18 protein-coding genes and 1 pseudogene are annotated in these 21,924 nt (G+C 42.1%); 9 read left to right on the top strand and 10 right to left on the bottom strand.

All coding sequences use genetic code 11. The features are described from left to right. Positions 1-167 precede the first annotated feature (167 nt). Positions 168-1,736 (top strand): sodium:solute symporter family transporter, encoded by a 1,569-nt coding sequence (locus V7K67_RS25485; RefSeq protein WP_334711612.1) that lies wholly within the window; start codon positions 168-170, stop codon positions 1,734-1,736. Positions 1,737-1,891: 155 nt separating this feature from the next. Here the strand turns inward: V7K67_RS25485 and V7K67_RS25480 are convergent, their stop codons facing one another. Continuing rightward, positions 1,892-2,734, bottom strand: a complete 843-nt coding sequence (locus V7K67_RS25480; RefSeq protein WP_335168906.1) for a tetratricopeptide repeat protein — start codon at positions 2,732-2,734, stop codon at positions 1,892-1,894. 233 nt (positions 2,735-2,967) lie between these two features. Next, complete coding sequence (locus V7K67_RS25475; RefSeq protein WP_334733341.1) at positions 2,968-3,888, bottom strand: ribonuclease D; 921 nt, start codon at positions 3,886-3,888, stop codon at positions 2,968-2,970. Positions 3,889-4,353: 465 nt separating this feature from the next. On the opposite strand from V7K67_RS25475, the gene V7K67_RS25470 reads away from it, so the two are divergent. Next, entirely contained in the window at positions 4,354-4,839 is a 486-nt protein-coding gene (locus V7K67_RS25470) for a BON domain-containing protein (RefSeq protein WP_334733340.1), read from the top strand. A gap of 745 nt (positions 4,840-5,584) precedes the next feature. On the opposite strand, the gene cax is transcribed toward V7K67_RS25470, so the two are convergent. Continuing rightward, the gene (gene cax / locus V7K67_RS25465) at positions 5,585-6,676 is read right to left on the bottom strand and encodes a calcium/proton exchanger (protein ID WP_334733568.1); all 1,092 of its coding nucleotides are present in this window, start codon (positions 6,674-6,676) and stop codon (positions 5,585-5,587) included. Between the two features lie 652 nt (positions 6,677-7,328). Here cax and V7K67_RS25460 point away from each other — a divergent pair. Then, entirely contained in the window at positions 7,329-10,064 is a 2,736-nt protein-coding gene (locus V7K67_RS25460; protein ID WP_335168903.1) for a DUF3536 domain-containing protein, read from the top strand. Positions 10,065-10,317: 253 nt separating this feature from the next. Continuing rightward, positions 10,318-10,413: pseudogene (locus V7K67_RS25455) on the top strand (VOC family protein); the annotation flags it as partial. Between the two features lie 51 nt (positions 10,414-10,464). Here V7K67_RS25455 and V7K67_RS25450 read toward each other — a convergent pair. Next, entirely contained in the window at positions 10,465-11,100 is a 636-nt protein-coding gene (locus V7K67_RS25450; RefSeq protein ID WP_334733570.1) for an esterase/lipase family protein, read from the bottom strand. 505 nt (positions 11,101-11,605) lie between these two features. Between V7K67_RS25450 and V7K67_RS25445 the strand changes: the two genes are divergently transcribed. Further along, complete coding sequence (locus V7K67_RS25445; protein WP_334710174.1) at positions 11,606-12,136, top strand: hypothetical protein; 531 nt, start codon at positions 11,606-11,608, stop codon at positions 12,134-12,136. 59 nt (positions 12,137-12,195) lie between these two features. Here V7K67_RS25445 and V7K67_RS25440 read toward each other — a convergent pair whose 3' ends face one another. Together V7K67_RS25440 and V7K67_RS25435 are read right to left on the bottom strand one after the other, a co-directional pair. Then, entirely contained in the window at positions 12,196-14,535 is a 2,340-nt protein-coding gene (locus V7K67_RS25440) for a VIT domain-containing protein (protein WP_335168901.1), read from the bottom strand. 503 nt (positions 14,536-15,038) lie between these two features. Then, positions 15,039-16,127, bottom strand: a complete 1,089-nt coding sequence (locus tag V7K67_RS25435) for a HoxN/HupN/NixA family nickel/cobalt transporter (RefSeq protein ID WP_334710176.1) — start codon at positions 16,125-16,127, stop codon at positions 15,039-15,041. Positions 16,128-16,164: 37 nt separating this feature from the next. Here V7K67_RS25435 and V7K67_RS25430 point away from each other — a divergent pair, with 37 nt between their 5' ends. Then, positions 16,165-16,431: a hypothetical protein gene (locus V7K67_RS25430; protein WP_334733572.1), complete on the top strand. Its 267-nt coding sequence runs from the start codon at positions 16,165-16,167 to the stop codon at positions 16,429-16,431. On the opposite strand, the gene V7K67_RS25425 is transcribed toward V7K67_RS25430, so the two are convergent. Next, a complete protein-coding gene (locus tag V7K67_RS25425) occupies positions 16,419-17,438 on the bottom strand; it encodes a metal ABC transporter solute-binding protein, Zn/Mn family (RefSeq protein ID WP_334733573.1) in 1,020 nt (339 codons plus the stop codon). The two genes, V7K67_RS25430 and V7K67_RS25425, sit on opposite strands and share 13 nt — an antisense overlap. 54 nt (positions 17,439-17,492) lie before the next feature. Between V7K67_RS25425 and V7K67_RS25420 the strand changes: the two genes are divergently transcribed. Together V7K67_RS25420 and V7K67_RS25415 are read left to right on the top strand one after the other, a co-directional pair. After that, the gene (locus V7K67_RS25420; protein ID WP_334733574.1) at positions 17,493-18,221 is read left to right on the top strand and encodes a metal ABC transporter ATP-binding protein; all 729 of its coding nucleotides are present in this window, start codon (positions 17,493-17,495) and stop codon (positions 18,219-18,221) included. Next, positions 18,221-19,105 carry a metal ABC transporter permease gene (locus tag V7K67_RS25415; RefSeq protein WP_334710179.1) on the top strand — a complete coding sequence of 295 codons (885 nt, stop codon included), beginning with the start codon at positions 18,221-18,223 and terminating at the stop codon, positions 19,103-19,105. Before V7K67_RS25420 ends, V7K67_RS25415 begins: the two co-directional genes overlap by 1 nt. A 190-nt stretch (positions 19,106-19,295) precedes the next feature. Here the strand turns inward: V7K67_RS25415 and V7K67_RS25410 are convergent, their stop codons facing one another. Together V7K67_RS25410 and V7K67_RS25405 are read right to left on the bottom strand one after the other, a co-directional pair. Further along, positions 19,296-19,577 carry a Uma2 family endonuclease gene (locus V7K67_RS25410; protein WP_334733588.1) on the bottom strand — a complete coding sequence of 94 codons (282 nt, stop codon included), beginning with the start codon at positions 19,575-19,577 and terminating at the stop codon, positions 19,296-19,298. Then, a complete protein-coding gene (locus V7K67_RS25405) occupies positions 19,574-19,774 on the bottom strand; it encodes a hypothetical protein (RefSeq protein ID WP_334710182.1) in 201 nt (66 codons plus the stop codon). Before V7K67_RS25405 ends, V7K67_RS25410 begins: the two co-directional genes overlap by 4 nt. A 178-nt stretch (positions 19,775-19,952) precedes the next feature. Between V7K67_RS25405 and mnmE the strand changes: the two genes are divergently transcribed. Beyond that, on the top strand, positions 19,953-21,347 hold the full coding sequence (gene mnmE / locus V7K67_RS25400) for a tRNA uridine-5-carboxymethylaminomethyl(34) synthesis GTPase MnmE (protein ID WP_334733575.1): 1,395 nt from the start codon (positions 19,953-19,955) through the stop codon (positions 21,345-21,347). A 218-nt stretch (positions 21,348-21,565) separates the two neighbouring features. On the opposite strand, the gene V7K67_RS25395 is transcribed toward mnmE, so the two are convergent. Then, a complete protein-coding gene (locus V7K67_RS25395; protein WP_335168897.1) occupies positions 21,566-21,913 on the bottom strand; it encodes a hypothetical protein in 348 nt (115 codons plus the stop codon). Positions 21,914-21,924 lie beyond the last annotated feature (11 nt).

Here is a 21,924-nt window from a genome sequence, read left to right as displayed (position 1 = left end):
GAGGTGAGGGAGATGGGGGAGATGGGGGAGATGAGGGAGATGAGGGAGTAGGGGAAAAAGAACATTGATTTATTTACCAATGCCCCATGCCCCATGCCCAATGCCCAATGCCCAATAGCTATTAGCAATTTCTAGTCCCAAATTCAAAAATACTAAACCAAAAAAGCATGAATAGTGTGTGGTTCAATCTGCCACTGGCGGCGGATATTACCAGTCTTGGTCACTTTAACCCGTTAGCGATCGCTTTCTTCTTTCTATTTGTTATCAGTTCTTTAGGCATTACCTATTGGGCGGCAAAGCTTACCAAAAATACGGCACAGTTTTATACAGCTGGCGGTAAAATCAGCGGTTTCCAAAATGGGCTGGCCCTAGCAGGAGATTTTATGAGTGCAGCTAGCTTTTTAGGTATCGCTGGACTGGTTGCACTCAATGGTTTTGACGGCTTAATTTATTCTATCGGCTTCCTGGTAGGCTGGCCGATTGTCATGTTCTTAATTGCCGAACCACTACGAAACTTAGGTAAATACACTTTTGCCGATGTAGTGGCTTATCGCTTGCAGCAAAAACCTGTACGTATCGCCTCTGCGATTGGAACGCTGGTAGTGATTAGCTTTTACTTAATCGCCCAGATGGTAGGCGCTGGGGAGCTAATTAAACTGTTGTTTGGCTTTGATTATGAATTAGCTGTGGTCATTGTCGGTTGTGTGATGATGGCTTATGTGATTTTTGGCGGGATGATTGCCACCACCTGGGTACAGATTATCAAAGCAGTTCTGTTGCTCGGCGGAACTATCTTATTAGCTATTTTAGTACTGGCACAATTTGGCTTTAACCCACTTGCTCTTTTCGCTGCTGCATCTGAGAAGTATACAGGTGTCTTAGCTCCGGGCAAACTGGTTTCTAACCCCTTGGATGCTATCTCTTTGGGACTGTCCTTGATGTTCGGCACTGCTGGATTACCTCACATCCTAATGCGTTTCTACACAGTACCTGATGCCAAAGCAGCGCGGCTCTCTGTTACTTATGCCACAGCTATTATTGGCGTTTTTTATCTCCTTACCTTCATCCTGGGCTTTGGCGCGATGGTATTGGTAGGTAAAGATGCCATCGAGAAAATTGGTACTGGTGGTAACATGGCTGCGCCGATGTTGGCAGAATTTCTCGGTGGTGATGCTTTCTTAGGTTTTATTGCGGCTGTTTCCTTTGCAACGATTTTGGCGGTTGTCGCTGGGTTGACACTTTCAGGTGCGGCTGCACTGTCCCATGATTTGTGGGTGAACGTGGTGCGTTCAGGTCATGCTGACGAGTCAGAACAACTAAAAGTAGCTCGCGGTGCGACAATGCTTTTGGGGTTAGTGGCGATATTCTTGGGTATTTTGTTTAAAGGGCAAAACGTCGCTTATATGGTAGGTTTAGCATTTGCGATCGCTGCTAGTGCAAACTTCCCAGCATTGCTTTTATCAATGCTTTGGCGACGCTTCACTACCAATGGTGCAGTTGCAAGTATGTTAGTAGGTACTGTCTCCTCTTTAGTACTGATTTATTTGTCGCCTACGATTCAAGTAACGATTCTTAAGCACGCTTCTGCACCCTTTCCGCTAAAAAATCCTGGATTAATCAGTATCCCACTGGCGTTTATTGTGGCGATTGTGGTTTCCCTATTGAGTACTGAAGAGCAAGCACAGGAAAAATTTGCGGAAGTTGAGGATCGCATTCACATTGGTTCTGGGATGTGATTTTGTTAAGCACAAAGAAGTTAAAAGGGCGGTTAGAAACCGCGTCTACAAAGGCAAAACCCACCTGCGTGGGTTAAAAAACCCTGAATTTTCTTAGTCCGCGCAGGCGGACGAAAGTTTGTGTAGCTGCGAATTCTATTCGCCTTGGCTTTTGACTACTGTCCAAGTTCTTTGATGTTATTCATCACTTGTTGGTATAAGTCATTGTTACCCTGACTTTGAAAAATGTTTGCTGCTTGTTGTAAGTCTTTGAGTGCCCCTTGTTTGTCTCCGTTAGTGGCGCGGGCGTTTCCCCGGTTATTGTAGGCAGGGGCAAAGTTAGGATTGAGGCGAATGGCTTGATTGTAATCTGCGATTGCACCCTTGGGATCTCCATTGGCAGCACGGGCATTTCCTCGGTTATTATAGGCGATGGCATATCTGGGGTTGAGAAGAATTGCTTGACCAAGATCGTCTATTGCCCCTTTTTTGTCTCCATTGGCGGCACGGGCATTTCCTCGGTTATTGTAGGCTTCGGCATAGTTGGGATTGAGGCGAATCGCTTCACTGTAATCTTTGACTGCTTCTCTGTTACCTCCTAATGAGGCGCGGGCATTTCCTAAGTTATTGTAGGCTTCAGCGTCGTTAGGGTTGATGCGGAGTGCTTGATTGTAATCTGCGATCGCTTTTTCCTTGTCTCCCAAATCGAAGTAGACTAATCCCCGGCCGTTGTAGGCAGCACCATATTGAGAATTTTGACTAATTGCCTTACCATAAGATGCGATCGCAGCTTGCAAGTCGCCATTTAAATGCTGATTCTTTCCCTGAAGATAGAATTCTCCACCTTTAGAAGTTGTAGCTGAACGACGGCTAGGTTGACTGACTCCTATTTCTGTCACCAACACATTGTCATTCTTACTACAAGAAATACTGCTAGTTGCAGCCAATGTAGTAAAAATAGCTATGGTAAATAAAGTATTTACCCTTGTTCGCTTTTGCCCAAATAAACGCCGTCTCATAAGTTAATATAAACTGCCATAATACCTGAATCGAATTAATACCAAAATCTAGATTTTAATTCTTTAACTCAATAATTATTTTAACTTTTAATAGACCTTTAAAGTTAATTGACAAATTTCCCTCATATTTTATAGATTTATCAGGGTAGGTACGAGAAAATAATTATTAAATTTCAAGATTTATGCTTCACAATAACTCTATAAATTTCGATATTTGTAGCCTGATGAACAATTTACTCATCCTCAGCTTCACTCTCTTGAGTTTTGGGAATTAGCCGCCAAGAGGTATTTTTATCAATATCTACAGACAATTGCTCTAGATTTTGCCCTAAATCTTTTTGGAGTTTCTGAGTTAGTGTAATCGGAAAATCTAAATTAATACCTTGAGTTTGTGCTAGCCTTGCCAATTCGGTAAATGTAGCTTTGATTGTAGTGCGCTCATAACTAGTCAGCTTATAATCATAAGTTTCAGATATATTCTGAGCCTGCATAGATTTTTTTATACGTTCTTGTAAATGCTCAAATTCTGAATTCAACAACTTCCATTGCTGCTCAACTTCCGAGTATCTGGTACTTAGTGATATTAAGTCTTCCGTTGCCGGATCGGGGCTGGCTTGGGCTTGTAATCGTAACAATTTTAAGTGGATTTGAGCAAGATAAATACAATCTAAGTAAGCATACTCTATCTGTTCTTCAGTTAGGGGACGTTTTCCCCAATCGCTTGTTTGTTCTTGTTTATCGATATTGTTAAAGCTACAAAGCGCTGTAGCTATGGTCTTAAGTTGGTAGTTGGGTAATGGTAAAAGATAGTAGGGAATTTTTTTTGCCGTTTCCAAAGTGCAAGTAATATTTTTGGCTTTCTTGTTACCGAGAAGCTTTAGATCGTAACTGGCGTTGTGAAAAACTTTTTCAATAGCAGAATTTATCATAATTTCTTCAATAAATTCAGCTATAATATTAGGCTGATTCAAGACATCTAAAAGATAGATGCGATCGCCACTCATATCTTGAGGATTATCTAATACCTGAATCAGTGACAGTCGGGGACTACGACTTTTATAGTCAGCGACTTCTGTATCTATCCACAGTGTTTTAGCATTGGTATATTCAGCGACAATGGCACGAATTTCGCTGGCGGAAGTAAGGTAGGGCATTGGCTAATATTTCCTGATATTTAGGGCATTGTAAGTAACCCATAGTTTTCTAAAGTAACATTTTGTTGCTAAACTTGTTCGCACAGGATTGCAAAAACCCTGAAGTTTGGAATTCGTCATAGACATCGCCAAACTGACTCAAATCTGATAATATCGAGTCACGACTGTAAAGCGGTACAGTCTCAGCTTAATAAAGCTTGTTAGCATCTACCTTAAATTGACAGATAACCACAGACTGTATGCAGACTATACTGGTCAGCAACCGTTAGGAAAATTGAATTGGCGCTTTTCAAAAATGGCTGCAAAATCTTAGCCTCCAGAAATCGTTTAAGTTTCAATTTTAAGTAACCTGAGTGCTTGCTTGGGTACTTTTACTGCCTCATATTTAATTGCTTTTTAACATCTGCTCCTCACCATGACACACATCTTAATTAATCGCTTCAAGTACTCAATTCGGAGATGATAATGAAAAAGCTAATTCCATTACTAGTTAGTAGCATTTTGGTAGTTGGTACTTTTGGCTGTCAAGAGGCTCCTAAAACTGGTTCGGAAACTCCTAGCACTACAAATGAAGCCGCTCAAGTACCAGCAAAACCAGCTTCTCAGACAAATCAAACTACGGATAAAACTATTGCCAACATTCCAGCAACAGAAACGACTCCTTCAGTAGCTAGTCCAGGTACTAAAGTTAAAATTGATTCGGAAAAAACGGCTGCAACAAAAGCTAAGAGCGACTTAAAAACGGAAGTTAGCGAAAAGTTGAACAAAGGCTTACCAGGCAATAAGTTACAAGTTGAAAACAAAGAGGGTAAAATTATCCTCAAAGGCACAGCCGCTTCTAAAGAAGAACTCAAGAAAGCTGAAACCTTGGCTAAAGAAGTTAAAGGTGTGAAAACGGTGAAAGTGGAAGCAAAAGTTGAAGCTGCGAATAAGCCAGAAAATAATAACTAAAGTTTTCAGTTAATCGTGGACTAGCTAAATCAGCTTACATCATCAAAAAATTTAAACAGGACTTACATCTGCGTAAGCCCTGTTTTTTTGCTTACAGCAGTTTTCATGTATTTGAACCACATCTGTCGTAGGGGCACAGCATTGCTCATAGGTATCAACTTAAGCTGGAAAAGCTTATCTGTTGGCTTCCATGCCCGCCCGGAAATAAATGAGTAATGAGTAATACCCATTACTTATTACTTCAAAAATAAATTTCTTTGGCTTTTAGCTTAAGTCTACTGAAGTAGACTGGAAATTTTTGGCGATATTGAGTCATCTTCAGATGACTTTAGCTATGAGACGGGAATTTCAATTCCCGGCGGACAAGCGGTTTCGCGTTAAGTTGACACCAATGGGCAATGCTATGCTTACCAAGCCCCTTCGGGGCGGGAACAGGGAACTCTTAACAGGGAACAGAAAAAAAATTAGCCCCGAATACAGGGTTTAAAGCCCCTAAATTTATTTATGAAAAGAGATAAAAATATTTGAAACGAGATGGCGTCAGCCACGATGTTTCAATGTGTCCTTGTACAAATCCCCTGATTTTAATTATGGGGATTTCCCTGTTGCCTGTTGCCCGTTCCCTGTTCCCTTTTACCAGCGTATTTGTATCATTATTAAAGTGAAATGGTATTAGAACCAAAAGAATCTAAAATCTAAAATTGGCTCGCGATGTCTACGACAGGCTACGCCTATGCACTGTTAACTACCCCATACTTTCTATAACTGGATGGAAGTAGAAGGCGAACCCCAATACTGTATAGGCAGCTAATAACAAAGTACCTTCCAGCCAATTGGATTTACCATCGGAACTAATACTGTTGGCAATTAATACTGACACAACCACAGCGACTAATTCAAAGGGTTTGAAATCCAAATCCATTGGTTGGCCTAATATCCGCCCTGCGATAACTAACACGGGCGCGACAAATAGGGCAATCTGCATACTCGATCCCACAGCTACCGAAAGGGAAAGATCCATCTTATTTTTCATCGCCACGGTGACTGCTGTAGCGTGTTCAGCTGCGTTACCGACGATGGGAACCAAGATTACCCCTGTAAACAACGCCGTCAAACCTAGCTGAGATGTCGCCACTTCCAGAGAATCGACCAACATTTCTGACTCAATTGCCACTAGCAAGGTACATACTAGCAACACGCCAACCCACAACATCATATTTGGTTTCGCATGGGGTGTTTCCTCTTCTTCTGTCTCCGCTACACCCACATCATATAGATAAGAGTGGGTTTTCATCGAAAATAGCAGCGTTAGAGCGTAAACCAAAATTAATACTACAGCAACAGCAATAGAAAGATTTTGCAGTGTTTCTTCGTTAATTCCTTGAGAAGTGTAATTCATCGCCGTTGGCATCAAAATGGCAATCACCGCCAAATTCATCGAAGCAGCATTTACCCGCGCCACAATTGGCTGAAATGTCTGTTCTTTATAGCGTAGTCCTCCCAAAAGCATGGAAAAACCCATCACCAATAGTAAGTTGCTAATAATCGATCCCGTAATACTGGCTTTGACTACATCGATTAATCCAGCATTCAGCGCTACTAGGGCAATGATTAGTTCTGTAGCATTGCCAAAGGTGGCATTTAATAATCCCCCCAATGATGGACCGACTACGACAGCAATTTCTTCTGTGGCTGTACCCATCCAAGCTGCTAAGGGCAAAATTGCTAATCCAGCTGTAATGAAAACGATCAATTCTCCCCACTCCAGAAAGTGGGCTGCTACAGAAACCGGGATGAACAGTAGTAAAGCGAAAAGAATAATGTTTTTGGTTGACATTTCTTGTTTTGGGTTGAGGGTATCTTATCGGAGTGCTGAGTTATGAGTGAAGAATAAAGAAAAAGTGTGAAGTAAGTGAGCATAATTAACTGAAAATACTTCATGGTTAGTAGTTGGTTAGCGCTTTAACGCCAACTAGGAACTTTAACTTAATTCATATTTAGCTATTTATCTTCTTTCCTTTCATTTACTCAGCACTCAGCACTCACTACTCCCATAGGATACTCTCAACCGACTGTAGACCAATTCAGAGATTGTACTGTTTTCAGTTCACCACTGCGGATGTTGTGTAAAATCAGATTGCGATATAATGAGTTTTCGTAATCTTTTGTTGCAAAAGTATGAATTTGAGCCAAGATATTACATCAAAAATGGGGTTTAATATATTAAAAGACAATTAAAATTTTGATTAGCGCCCAAGAAGAGAAAACCCCTAACTGAGGCTTTGTTCAATGGCTAATAATTTTGAGCCTTCAGGGAAAGGGCTGTGCGATAACGCAGATTTCCCACTACAATGAAACCGCTTTGTCAGAAATTTAGTTGGATTCCATAGTTGTTGTTTATACCGGATTTTGTGTTCAAACTATTGGAGAAAGGTTTACGCACAATGTTTTCGGTGCAACTGCAAATTTTTTGTTTTGGATAAATATACATGACTTCTGCTGCCCAAATGCCAGCTAGCTCTGGCTCAACGTTAACATTACATTCAGATCCCAATAACGCCAAAGAAACTGATCCCCTGAGAAAGGCTAATGGTGTTTATGTGACGGTGCATGGTCATTTTTACCAGCCACCAAGGGAAAACCCTTATCTGGACGCAATTGAACGCCAACCGAGCGCTGCACCTTTCCATGATTGGAATGAGCGGATTCATTGGGAATGCTATCGTCCGAACGCCTTTGCCAGAGTCTTAAATGACCAAGGCGAAGTGGTGGGGATCGTCAATAATTACGAGTATTTCAGTTTTAATATTGGGCCAACGCTGATGTCGTGGCTAGAACGCTACGATGTGGAGGTTTATCAGCGAATTTTAGAGGCGGATGCCAAGAGTAGCGATCGCCTGCATGGTCATGGCAATGCGATCGCGCAAGTATACAATCACATCATCATGCCTCTGGCCAATGAGCGCGACAAATATACCCAAATTCGCTGGGGTAAAGAAGACTTCCGCTCACGTTTTGGCCGCGATCCCGAAGGAATGTGGCTAGCAGAAACCGCTGTAGACTACGCCACCCTAGAAGCTCTTGTTGCTGAGGGTATTCGCTTCATCGTCCTTGCACCATCTCAAGCACTGCGTTGCCGTCCACTCCCTACTCAAGAACATCCCCATCCTGAATGGATCGAAGTTGGTGGTAGTCAGATTGATTCTACCCGTCCTTATCGTTGTTATTTGCAGCCGACACTAGACACTTCATCTTCACCGCTGAGTGCGATCAAGGAAGGGAGTGGGGAGTGGGGAGTAGGGAATGGGGATACCGATCACTCCCTCCCGTACATTGATATCTTCTTTTATGATGGCCCGATATCGCGGGATATGGGTTTTAGTGATGTCGTTTATAATTCGAGTCGCTTTGCCGGACGTATCGGTTCAGCAGTGCGTGGGGATCATCGCCCAGCACAGTTGATTTCGGTGGCGACAGATGGGGAAACCTTCGGACACCACAAAAAGGGAACTGAGAAAACTTTAGCCTACGCCTTTACCAAAGAGTTTCCTCAACAGGGTTGGACGGTGACGAACTTTGCCCACTACCTGAGCTTAAATTCTCCCCGTTGGGAAGTGGAATTAAAGTCAGTCACAGCTTGGAGTTGCGCTCACGGTGTCGGTAGATGGGAAGATGATTGTGGTTGTGGTGGAGAGGGCGGTGTTTGGCATCAGAAATGGCGCCGTCCTTTGCGGGATGCCCTAAATTGGCTACGGGATCAGCTAATTGAAGTATATGCAGAACATGGTAGACAGTTATTTCGCGATCCCTGGCTAGCACGAGATGAATATATCCAAGTATTGCGCAATCGCTCTGCTAGTAATGTCAACCGTTTTCTCTCCCGTCATCAAACCCACAAACTAACGGCAGCCGAACAAGTAGACGCCCTGCGCCTATTAGAAATGCAGCGTCACGCTTTGTTAATGTTCACAAGTTGCGGTTGGTTTTTTGAAGAAATTTCCCGTCCAGAGGGGACGCAAATTCTGCGCTACGCTGCCCGTGCTTTAGAATTGGCAGGGGATGTGGCAGGTGTGCAGTTAGAAAAAGGTTTCGTCAAACGCCTTGGTTTAGCTCCTAGTAATGTAGATGAGTTCAAACATGGTGCGGAAATTTATCGGCAACTCGTGTTAACTGCCCAACTTGGCTTTAAGCAAGTCGCAGCCCATTACGCCATTACTTCCCTATTTACCAATCAGAAACCAGCAGAAACGCACAATTCACTACCGAGAAAAGATGCTGCTGACAAACAGTCTCAGCGTTACCATAAGCGGGTTTATTGCTATGCGGCCAATGAGCTAGATTACCAACTGCAACGGATGGGATCGCTAACTCTGGCTGTGGGAAATTTAAAGCTAGTATCAGAGATTACTTGGGAAAGTGAGCATTTGGTATTTGCGGTTCTGCATTTGGGAGGCTGGGATTTCCACTGCGGCATTCAACAATTTACCGGGCGGCGTGACTACAGCCAATTAAAAGAAAAGCTGTTTGGGGCACTAAAACAAGCTAGTGCGGCTCATACGATCTTGGCGATGACGCAGCTATTTGGAGAAGAAGCTTTTAGCTTGCAAAATCTATTTGCTGAAGAACGCCACCGGATTATGCGGCTGCTGAGTCAGGAAACACTGACACGTTTAGGACAGTTATATACCCAAGCCTATCGTGATAATTATGGTGTGCTGATGGCGTTTCATCGCGACGAAATCGCAGTCCCCCAAGAATTGCAGGTAGCAGCAGATATTGCTTTAGGGCATCGCTGTCTGATGACATTGCGATCGCTTGAGCAAGATATCGCTGATTCTCAAAAGAGTTGGAATCACATCTTAGAATTGGAGGCAATCGCTACTGAAGCAAAACATCTGCGTTGTCGGCTAAATATTCCCGACGGTAAGCAAATGTTAGAACAATTAATTGCGCGATCGCTCTGGCAATTGTTGCACGATGCCAATGGTAGCTTTAATGCAGATATCCAACTATTGGAACGATTGATTGATGTCGGGGATCAACTAAATATTGATGTTTCCCTACAGCGATCGCAAGAACTATATTTTAGTTGTCTGCACAGTCAGATAGCGCCGGTGTGTATTACTAACCTTGACAATGAAGGAGATAATCAGTGTCTTCAGTTGCTCAAGTTAGGCAAAAAGTTAGCTGTTGATGTCAGTATGATCTCAAATCAGTTGCGATAGATATCGGGTAGCACAACGGTGCGCCCAAAGCGCGCCTGACCCCTCTCTCCTAAAAGGCTACGGTGTACACACAAGTCTTGTAGAGTCACCCTATAGCCTTTTACCATACTCAGTACTGAGTACTGAGTAAAGAAGATTGAATACTCAGTACTTTTGCGCTATGGTAAAAGCCCCGCCCCTTGTGGGTGGAATCTTTTGGTCAGGAGAAGGTTGATACCCCGCCCGCAAGTGGCGCGGTCTTTCAACTCAGCACGATCCTTTTTATAACCTCATGGAGTTTAAGTACTATACTCACCCAGAGGCGATTTTTGGAAGTTACGAATATACGCAAATAGGGAATAGGGCTTAATAAATTCAAAATTCAAAATTCAAAATAAATCCAGCGTGGTAAGCATTCTAGCTACTGATTGGATTTTTTATTTAGCAAGGGTTGCTTGATAGGCTCTGCTAAAGTTGCTGTGACTACTGCTAAACTTCTGGAGTCTGTCAGCATCCAAGGGTGTAGAGCAACTGGTACTGTTACTTCCCGTCCTACGGGCATTTGTGAACTATTTGCTGGGACAATCATCAAATCATAAGGTGTCCAGATGGACGTAAAATCTAGCTGCCCCAATATTACAGCATTAGAATTTAAATCCTTGAGAAAAATGCTGTTAGGGCGCATTTGTACACAACCAGGACGCCGGGAACCATAAGCAAAAACAGTTCCATGATGGGGTGAAGAGATGGTAAGAAACCTCTGCACACGGTTAATTCCTCCTAGTCGCTGGATATAGTAACGGCTAACAATTCCTCCCATGCTGAAGCCTACTAAATCTAGGCGTTGTTCTGGTGCAAAGGAAGCTGTAACAAAATCGGCTACTTGATTTGCCAATTCATCAAGACCCACATCACCATTATTAGGAACTAGATTCAGACTATAGACAGACCAACCCCGTTGTATGAGGTATGCCCTCATTTTATGAAAAACTGCCTCTGTGTCGTCAATGCCATGTATTAATAAAACGGGATTGCGTTGTTGATTTTCAATATTCATTTACAAAATCTAGCTGAATTAAGGGGGTATATTTTACCTTTGTCGGTACATACTGCTCTACAAACTGAAGCTATTGCTTTTCGGATTCTTTAAAAGATATTTTTGCAAAACAGAAATGCTTCCACAAAGATAGTTTGTATAAAATTTAACTAATCAATCTTGCCATCTGCCAATAGGCTATCACTGGTTGAGAGTAAACTGCTTGCTTAACTTCAAATAGGTATTTACCAAACAAAGAAATGTTAATTCTTGTAAAGCTTGCTTTCAGAATCTTGCTCTTAGTTACAGTAAAATTTAATAATTAGTTCTTGGTGTATGTAGTTTGCAAATGCTTGCAATAAAACATTTGCCCTGTGATTTTACTACAATGTTAATTAAGCACAAGCCTATAAAGGTTGTCACCAGAACGAGGTGACGCAAAGTAGAAAATGTAATATTTTGTCGTAATTTTTAACAATTACGGTAGAGTTCCCAATATAAAAGGTAAAAGGCAGGAGTAATTGTAATGGATTTCATCAAAAAGTTAATTTCGGGTATTCAGGGTTTTCTTGGCGGTATTCTGGGTTTCATTACGGGACTGTTACCAGGGAAGAAGGAAAGCAATGGCTACTTCTTAGAATTGGATGAAGCCAAAGATGCTGTTAAAGAGGTCGCATCCAATGCGAAGAAAGTAGCAGACACAGTTGCATCAAATGCTAAGAAGGTAACAGCAACAATTGCATCAGAAGCACCAACTTCATCCAAGCCAGATTCATTGAACGGAACAAAAACCGCTGCGGCTAAGGCAAAATCAGCTAAAAATTCTAAAGCAGCTGATGTTCAACTAGTTCAGACTGCTGAGGGTCTTAAAGTTGAACCGGCTAAAAAAGCAAAAGCCGCAGCAGCCAAAGTCATTAAAGAGCAGCCAACTGAAACCACCTTTGCGCCAAAATATCTTGCTCCTTCGACTACAAGCTCTAATGGTCGTCGTCGTCCAGGGGCGAATATGAGTGCTTATCTAGAACTGGCACGTCAGGTTAAAACCCCTAAGAATTAATTAATTTGTAGAGACGCGAAATTGCATTTCGTGCCGAAATACTAACGCGTCTCTAAAAATTAAACGTGAAGATGTAAGGTTAAGATAACTTTGCCAGTTGTAGATGGAGAAACTCTCCAAAGAAGGAGCGATCGCTTAATTTTCTCTACTACAACTGGATCTTTTAGGGTAGAGGCTTCCTCGTCTAACATTACCCGTTCTACCCGACCTTTATTGACGGTGAACTCAAAGACGATTTCACCATCGAAGCCGGAAGGAAAGTTTAGTTGTTGAAGGTGTTGGGTTAGGTTAGCAATTTCTGCTTCATCCAAGCCAGTAACACTGATGACCTCTAACTGATGGTTGATGGCTGCGTCTGATATTTCATCTTGTTCTATCTCTTCTAAATCAAAGCTCAAAGATATCTCGACTTCTTTGGCTACTGGAGATGGTGGCGATCGCTTTTGCCGGAGAAAATCGGGAGCTTCTGCTGAGGCTAGTGCTGACAATTTCATTTGAGGCGCAAAACCACCAGCCGGAAGACTGCCAAACACTCCTTGGTAACTAACGGCTTCAGGCATTTCCACTGGCACTTGCATAGACAAGTATTCGCTTCCTGGTTCAACCCGCACGTCATCGCTGACAGCCACAAAAGCGGTGTATTGAGAAAGCAGTTGATAAGTTAAGGCTGTTTCTGTAACTGCTTCTACACCAGCTTTGGTTTCAAAACTCACCATTTGATTCATCAAGTATTTGATCCGAGCGCGTCCCCACAACTGCGCTACAGCAACATTTCCTGTTTCCTCAAATATGAGGTGAAACGTTTTTTCATAGTGTTTACCGCCCGCAGCAATGCCGGAAATTTTGAGATTACCACTAGCTCTATCTTGTTTGCGACCAAATAAAACTAATGGTTGTTCGCTGAATAAATCAGGGGCTACCTTTGGGTAAATCACAGGTGATTCTGTGTCACCTTGCCAAGAGATTTGAATATTCGTAAGTACGGGATTGTTAATTTGCCTGTAAAACTTTTCGGCAACTTCTTCTGTGGGTTCATCATGACGAATAATTGTAGATATTCCCCGGCCAATTTCGGCGATGCGATTCAGTAAAAAACGGTTAACTGAACTACCAGCACCAAAACTGTAAAGGCGATTTGCTGGTTGTAGGTGCTGTTGTACCTCTGCTAAAATCTCATTTTCGTTACCGATGTAGCCATCGGTTAAGAGTACAACACTGCGTAATCTTCCGACTGGTGTGGGGAAATTTATCGCTGTACGAATACCACTGAGCATTTCTGTGCTGCCATCAGCTTGTAAATTGTTAATGTAAGCGATCGCTTGGGCACGATTTTCTGGTGCATTCGGCAGAGGTGTTGGCGATAACTGTCTGACTCTATCGGAAAAATCGATAATTGTGAAAGTATCGTTGGGATTCAACCCATTGATAAATCGCCGCATCAATTCTTGACACTTTTGCAACGGATCGCCAGATTGAGAACCAGAAGTATCCAACAAAAATACGACATCTTTGGCGACAATCTCATCCGTGGAATATTCCAAAGCTGGAATCAGATATATCGCAAAATGTCCGCCGCGATCGTCGGCTTGGGTTAATACTGTAGATTGAGTTTCCTTACCAGAAACTTGATAGCGGAGAATTAAATCTTTGTTGGGAATTGTATCTTCTCCAGCTAATTGAATCCGCACAATTTGACCTGAGTGTTCAATTTTTAATTGATGCGAAGGAGAACGCACTTGAGAAATTGGTAAACCTGTATCAATTTCGACTGTGACATTAATATTGTGACGTGAGCGCATTCCTTCTGGGACTACAGGCGGTGTAATGCGCGAAGCATCAGGAACTTGGTCTGTGTCACCGCTACTATCTATCGGTGTTCCTGGAATATATCTTGGCCCCACCACCATCGGGAAAACAAACTCGTAGTTTCCCGCCTCAAATTTTAAGCTTTCGGTGTAACGGATTGTGACATCAATTTGTTCACCAGGTTTGATATTAGCGAGAGACTGGGTAAAGATGTTGTCTCGTTCCTGTTCTAGGAGTCCAGCAGTGCGTCCTTCTTGTTTTGCCTTTTCGTAGATGGCTACAGCTTCTTCACGTTTTTTAATATTACCTTTGATGGTGCGATCGCCTATTTTGATTTCCATGTCATCCACCGCTGCCTCATCAGGTAACGGAAAGACATACACTGCCTCTAAAGGCTGCGTAAAGGGATTCTCAAAGCTTTGGATGACCTCAACTCGTGACAAGTTACCTGCAATTTTTGCTATAACTTCTGTGTGTTTTAGGGGAAAAACTAGCTGTTGTCCTTCAGGGGATTGGACGTATAAACCCCCTAGCTGTTGGTTTTTAGCACTTACTGTATTCATCGGTTTGATAGCTTTCTTTGTGTGGAACATAACCCTAGAGTAACCAAAGCAACAAGTAACTGTAACCTAACCACTCTTAGGAGCAAAACTAAATAGCCAAATTGTTATCCAACATGCATCAAAGTTCATCAGTTTGATCAACTTTAGTTTGCACCCATGTTTCAATCACTTCCTTCAACTCATTCGTCCATTGAGGGATTGATCTGAGGGGGTGACAAAACTCTTTGAACCAAAAACGCAGCAAGGGTTTTGAACGCTTGTGCCATGAAAAGATAAACATCATTTTTCGGGTTTATTGATTCCATTTTCAATAATCACAGCCCAAAAGTCTGATTTTTCTGTTGGGATAGGTTGCCAATTTGTTTTGAGCGTTTCAAGGCTCACCCTTTGATAATCCTTATTTGATAAGGCTTTGAGACGAAGTTGTCATCCCCTCAGAACAATGACACCAATTCCCCAACCCTTTACACAAGCAGTGTCTTAGCCTAAAATCGGTTCTACCGATCCCTTTATTAACATTCAATACTTCTGGCTCAATGCCTATTCTTCGTGTCTTTAGCAGTTGTAGTACTAGTGACTTCCAAATCATCATACTTATTGACTTTGTAGATGATGCTCGAAAGTAACCAACTGAATATAAAAATGGCAATGATTAAGTAACCAATTGTGCCAAAGTTATCACCTAGTTTACTAATGAAATCCCAAAATGGACTTTTCAGTTGTAACTGATCGCCAATAATATTCAAAGCCTCAATTCCGCCAATGACCACAGCAACTAGTACAGAAACAAGGGTGATGGTCATGTTGTAGTAGAGTTTGCGGATTGGTTTGACGTAAGCCCAGCCATAAGCACCAAGCATTAAAATACCGTCAGTGGTGTCAATCAGGGACATACCTGCGGTGAACAAAGCTGGAAATAATAGGATCGACCAGATAGGCAAACCTTTAGCGGCTTGATTTGCAGAAATCCCTAGCAGTGCTACCTCTGTCGCTGTATCAAAGCCTAAACCAAAAAGGAAACCTAAAGGAAACATTTGCCAGCTACTATCTATCAACCGAAACAAAGGACGGAAGATGCGACCAAGTAGCCCGCGTTGGTTCAAAAATTCATCTAAGGATTGCTCATCATAAATTCCTCCTCGCTTGACGGTTTGGAAGGTCTTATAAACATCCCACAGCACCACCATATTAATTGCTGCAATTGCTAGTAGGAAAAGTGCAGAAACGCTACTGCTAATTAGCCCCCCAACCTTTTCAAAACTGGGAAAGTTGTTATGGATAGTTGCAGTAGTTAAAGCGATCGCAACAGAGGCGGCAATTACAACGGTGGAATGACCTAGAGAAAAGAAGAACCCAACGGAAACAGGTCGTTTGTTCTCCTGCATCAATTTACGGGTAACATTGTCAATCGCGGCGATGTGATCGGCATCGACAGCATGACGTAGACCAAAGCTATAAGCTAATACGGCAGTCCCAAGTAGAAGGGGGTAGCTGTGGAATGCAATTAGGGCAACTACCCAGACCAAAATATTCACGCTAATCAAGAACGCATAGATGTTGATCACTTTACGTCTAACGTTTCTGGAACTATCGTTGAAAACACGCGAAAATCTGGATAGCATTTATCACTCCTTATAAAGACAGGCATACTTCGACAAGGTGAAAAATGAATCTCTGTATGAACCAGAGTTTTCATTCATCAATATTACTTACATTGACATCCACGTAAGGTTAAGTAAAACCTATCTAAATGACAAAGGCATTGCAAAATTATGTCAAAAGTGTGACTCATGGTGTTGCTTCCTACGGTATTTGACAGTCGATACCTTGGGGTTGATTGTTTATAAAAGCGATCGCCACTACTACGATCTAGGCTCTTGTCTCCACAAGACACCAGCCTACACTAACCCTGATTATTTACCCTGAAATGCTGTATACTTTCCTCCTAAACCTTCCACAATCGTGCGTGTATTAGCAATCAACATTTTCTGGTAAGTCTCACCCTCTGTTCCTTTCTCGCCCAAACCATCAGCAAACAGTTCTCGGTCTGAAACCTTTACTTTTGCCTCTTTTGCTACCGCCTGTATGAGTTTCGGGTTAATCGTCGTCTCTGCAAAAATCGTTGGCACGCCCTGTTTTTTTATATCCTTTGATAATGCACCTACCCGCGCAGGTGTTGGCGCTTCTTCTGTGCTAATACCCCCTAGCGCCCCTTCAATGGGAATTCCATAAGCTTTGGAATAGTAACCGAAAGCATCATGGGTGGTAACTAATTTGCGTTGCTTGGGTGGAATTGTGGCAATTTCTGATTTAATCCAGGTATCTATCTGACTGATTTCATTTGTGACTTTTTGCGTGTTGCCAGTATAAGTTGCAGCATTGTTTGGGGCTAATTTCCCTAACTCTTGAGAAATTGTCTGGGCGATCGCTATGCCATTCTGGGCATTGTGCCATACATGAGGGTCGGTAACAGTTTTACCATCATCCTCAAACTGCTGAGGTTTGGGGACTGCAATTTCATCCACAGCCACCTTGGAAGCAGGATTTGAAGTAGCTTTAATTAACTTGATTAAGCCTGGTTCAAAATTGTAGCCACCATAGAGAATTAACTTTGCTTGCTCAATTGCTTTGCTATCCTCCGGCTTGGGTTGGTATACGTGTGGATCTGAGCCTGGATCAATTAAGCACTTGAGGTCAATGGTATCACCTGCAATTTCTCTAGTTAAGCCACAAGTAACTGTGTTGGTGGCGACTACTAACGGGCTTTTCCCACTGGCTTCTGGTGCGGGTGAAGTACCTGTTTGCGGCGCTACCACATTATTAGCAGGTGCGGGAGTCGATTGGTTGGTTTCTGATGTCGGACTACATCCAAAGACTCCACAGGTTAAGGCAAGAGCCGCTAGGGATTGCAATCGCAGTTTGTAGGATATCATAAATCTGGTTGCCTCAATTATATTGATTATCATTATCATATAAATGGTAAATTTATGTTAGAAGTTAAACATTTAGCTGTAAATTATCGGGGAGTCACGGCGGTTGAGGATGTGAGTTTCCGTTCTTTACCAGGACAAATTGTGGGTGTGATTGGCCCCAATGGTGCTGGTAAAAGCACGATGGTGAAGGCGATTTTGGGCTTAGTACCAACTACGAGTGGAGTTGTGAAGTTTCGCGATCGCGCTTTGAAACAGCAATTAAATTCTGTTGCGTATGTACCACAGCGATCGCAAATTGACTGGGATTACCCGATAACAGTCTGGAATGTAGTGCTGATGGCGCGGACTGTGCATACAGGCTGGTTTCGCACACCTTCACGGCCATCTCAAGAAATAGTCAAAGATGCTCTGGCGAGAGTCGGGATGTTAGAGTTGCGATCGCGTCAAATTGGAGAATTATCAGGAGGACAGCAACAGCGAGTATTTTTAGCAAGAGCTTTAGCACAACAAGCCGAATTATTATTCTTTGATGAGCCATTTGTTGGAGTTGACAAAAAGACGCAAGGCATGATGTTTGATGTATTTGAAGAACTAAAATCACAAGGTAAAATTTTGCTGGTAGTTACTCACGATTTAGACACTACTTTGACTAAATGTGACCAGCTATTGTTATTAAATAAACAAATAATTGCTAACGGTTCACTAAAAGAAGTCATGACAGCAGATAATATTCAACGTGCTTATGGAGATAACATATTTCTATTAAATAGAGAAGTAGTTTAATGTTAAATTGGCTAATTGAACCCTTAAGTTTTGAGTTCATGCGCGGAGCTATTATCACAGCAATTTTGTTGGGTATTCTTTGTGCTGTTGTCGGTAATTATCTGATTGTTCAACGCATGGGAATACTTGGTGATGTAATCGCTCATGCGGTTTTACCAGGACTAGCTATAGCCTTTTTCTTAGGCATCGATATTTTCTTAGGTGCTTTTATCTGTGGAACTCTCAGCACTTTTGTAATTGCCTGGATTCAATCTCAATCTCGCATCAAAGTTGACGTGGCAATGGCGTTAGTTTTTTCAGGTTTTTTAGCATTAGGTATCATGTTAGTTACTTTACTAAAAAGCAAATTAGACCTGCATGAATTTTTATTTGGTGATATTTTGAGCGTGACTACAGATGATGTCAAGCGGACTATAATTATTACAGCTGTTGTCTTGCTTTTAATTAAACTATTTTACAAAGAACTGTTATTTTACACTTTTGACCCACTTGGCGCTCAAGCGAGTGGTTTACCAGTTAACTTGATTCATTTTGCTCTCAATGGTGCTATTACCTTGACGATTGTTGCGAGTATGCAAACTGTGGGTGTAGTCTTAGTTGTTTCCCTGCTGATTGGCCCAGGAATTACAGCTTATTTATTAGTAAAAGAATTACACCAGATGATGCAATTAGGTACAGTTATTGGTGTGTTTAGCAGTGTAACTGGAATGTATATTAGCTACTATTTGAATGTGCCATCAGGCGCGGCTATAGTTTTAGTTGTTTCTGTACTATTTTTATTAGCATTATTTTTTAGTCCTACCCAAGGAATTTTGACCAGACCAGAAATGGCCCATCGTTCAGTTAGACTATTTAGCCAATTTAAATCTCAAAATCCGAAATGATTTCAACTAGCTCATTCAATCTCAACTACTGTGGTGTGGGCAGTTGACTTTGTGGTCGCATCTCACTGGCAAGGGCTAGGCATTAGCACTATCTGAGTCTAGGTGAAAAGACTAAAAATTACCATTATAATGTTCAAATTGCCCGCATAAATGCGGTAAGCAAAGTCATTCTGTCAGACTTATCACCTACCTATACTTGCAATTCAAATCCAGGTAAGATATCTTCGCCAGAAAGAATCGCTGGCATTTGAATAACTTCTACAGCTTTTAAAAGTCGGTAAATTTCCACTTGCTTATCTTGAGGATTAATTAGCCAACCCAAACGCAAACCATTTTCTATGTATTCCTGCATTTTCCCTTGGATAGGTACAAGCCGGTCTGTCTCGGAACGCAGTTCAATTGCAAAATCGGGTACAAGTGGCGGAAATTTTTTTCGCTGTTCTAGTTTTTTTAGTTGCTTACAGAATGCTATGGATCTTCAGGAAAAACCCATTTTGGCGGTTCCGTCATTTTTTTTCGCAGACGTTCTTGTGCCAACTCCAGCATTTTGTCTAAAGGAGTCTCTTCAATAAATTTTGCAGCTGCCTCTCTAAACTCGATATTGGGGCATTTATCCCCTAAAACACATCCGTTAACACAGGCTTGGGCACAGTTAATCTTTTGCTCCACAGTATATTCCTCTCTCTAAAAGTTATGAGTTATAGTTTACATCTCTAACTCTTCAATATCAGGTATAACCCTCCAGGTAAATTTTACCTTGCCAGTTGCTATCTCATTAATCTAAATACCTATCATTCAGAAAGTTATGAGTTATGATTTTTACTCCTAACTCTTATAAAGGGCGCTCATGTCAGAACTCTTTGCTACTACTGGAACTATAGCCGCGATCGCTACTGCTGTTGTCCCCCAACAGGGTAGTGTTGGTATTGTGCGGATATCGGGTTCCCAAGCAATGGCTCTAGCCCAAAGTCTCTTTCATGCACCAGGGCGACAAGTTTGGGAAAGTCACCGGATTCTCTACGGTTACATTCGCCATCCCCAGACGCAACAACTAGTGGATGAAGCCCTGTTGCTGATTATGAAAGCACCCCGTTCTTATACTCGTGAAGATGTAGTGGAATTCCATTGCCACGGGGGAATTATGGCAGTGCAGCAGGTATTACAACTATGTTTGGAAAATGGGGCCAGACTAGCGCAACCTGGAGAATTTACTCTTCGCGCCTTTTTGAATGGACGATTGGATTTAACCCAAGCCGAAGGTATTGCTGATTTAGTGGGAGCTAAATCGCCCCAAGCCGCTCAAACTGCCTTAGCTGGTTTACAAGGAAAATTAGCTCATCCGATCCGTCAGTTACGCGCTAACTGTTTGGATATTTTGGCAGAAATTGAAGCTAGGATTGATTTTGAGGAGGACTTGCCACCGTTAGATCATAAACTAATAATATCAGAAATCAATAAAATTGCCGCAGAAATAACTAGGTTATTGGAAACCAAAGACAAAGGTGAGTTGCTACGTACTGGTTTAAAAGTGGCAATCGTTGGGCGTCCAAATGTGGGTAAGTCGAGTTTATTGAACGCTTGGAGCCGTAGCGATCGCGCCATTGTGACTGATTTACCTGGTACAACCCGCGATGTTGTTGAATCTCAGTTAGTTGTCGGGGGAATTCCTGTACAAGTGCTAGATACTGCGGGTATTCGGCAAACAACAGACCAAGTGGAAAAAATTGGCGTCGAGCGATCGCATCGTGCCGCCAATGTAGCTGATTTAGTCTTACTGACCATCGATGCTTCCGCAGCTTGGACGGAAGGCGATCAAGAAATTTACGACAAGGTACAACACCGTCCGTTGATTATAGTGATTAACAAAATCGATTTAGTAGAAGAAAGTGATAGGAAAAATATTCAATCCCAAATCCCAAATCCCAAATCCCAAATTCTCACAGCCGCAGCCCAAAATCAAGGTATTGATGCTTTAGAAACAGCAATTTTAGAGATAGTTCAATCTGGAAAAGTACAAGCTGCTGATATGGATTTAGCCATTAACCAAAGGCAGGCAGCAGCTTTAACTCAAGCAAAAATTTCTTTGGAACAGGTACAAGCAACAATTGCCCAGCAGTTCCCTCTTGACTTTTGGACAATTGACTTAAGAGGTGCAATTCAAGCTCTAGGAGAAATTACTGGAGAAGAAGTAACAGAATCAGTTTTAGAGAGAATTTTTAGCAAGTTTTGTATTGGAAAATAATCTAATCAGAATATACTACCTCACAGCCAGGGTTTGAAGGCTTGATAACCAATTTTTAAGTAGCATTTGAGTAGCACGAAAGATGGCAGTCATAACCTGTCTCCGAACGGATTTCTGAAATTGCTAGGCTCCAAGCCATTTAGTGTTTGGAGTAATCGTCCTATAACGCCTGTCAATAACTATGGCAACTGTAATCTATAGCTAAACAGCCAGTTTATTCAGCGTGGTTCTAATTTAGCAACTCGCGCCTCTAATTTATTGACTTGTTGCTTCAATTCAATCACCAAAGTTGCCAGGCGATCAAACATTGGATCTTGCTGTGATAAATTCCCTCTATAACCAGTTGACTGTCGTGGGGTAAGTGTTGTTATTGAGGATGGAGAGTGGCGGGTTTTACCTAGCTGAGACTCTATTTGATTTAACCGCGACTCAACACGATTAAAGTCTGCTTCCAGGTTATTGATGCGAGACTCAACTTGCTGCGATGAGGCAGTTTTGGGAAAAAAACTGCCCCAGATAATTGTTATTAAAATCCCGGCGATTACTAGCACCTTGATTTTTTTCATAGAAATAGCTG

The sequence above is a fragment of the Nostoc sp. genome (genome assembly GCF_036917155.1).
Classification (GTDB): Bacteria; Cyanobacteriota; Cyanobacteriia; order Cyanobacteriales; family Nostocaceae; genus Nostoc.
This window is presented reverse-complemented; position numbering and strand designations above follow the sequence as displayed.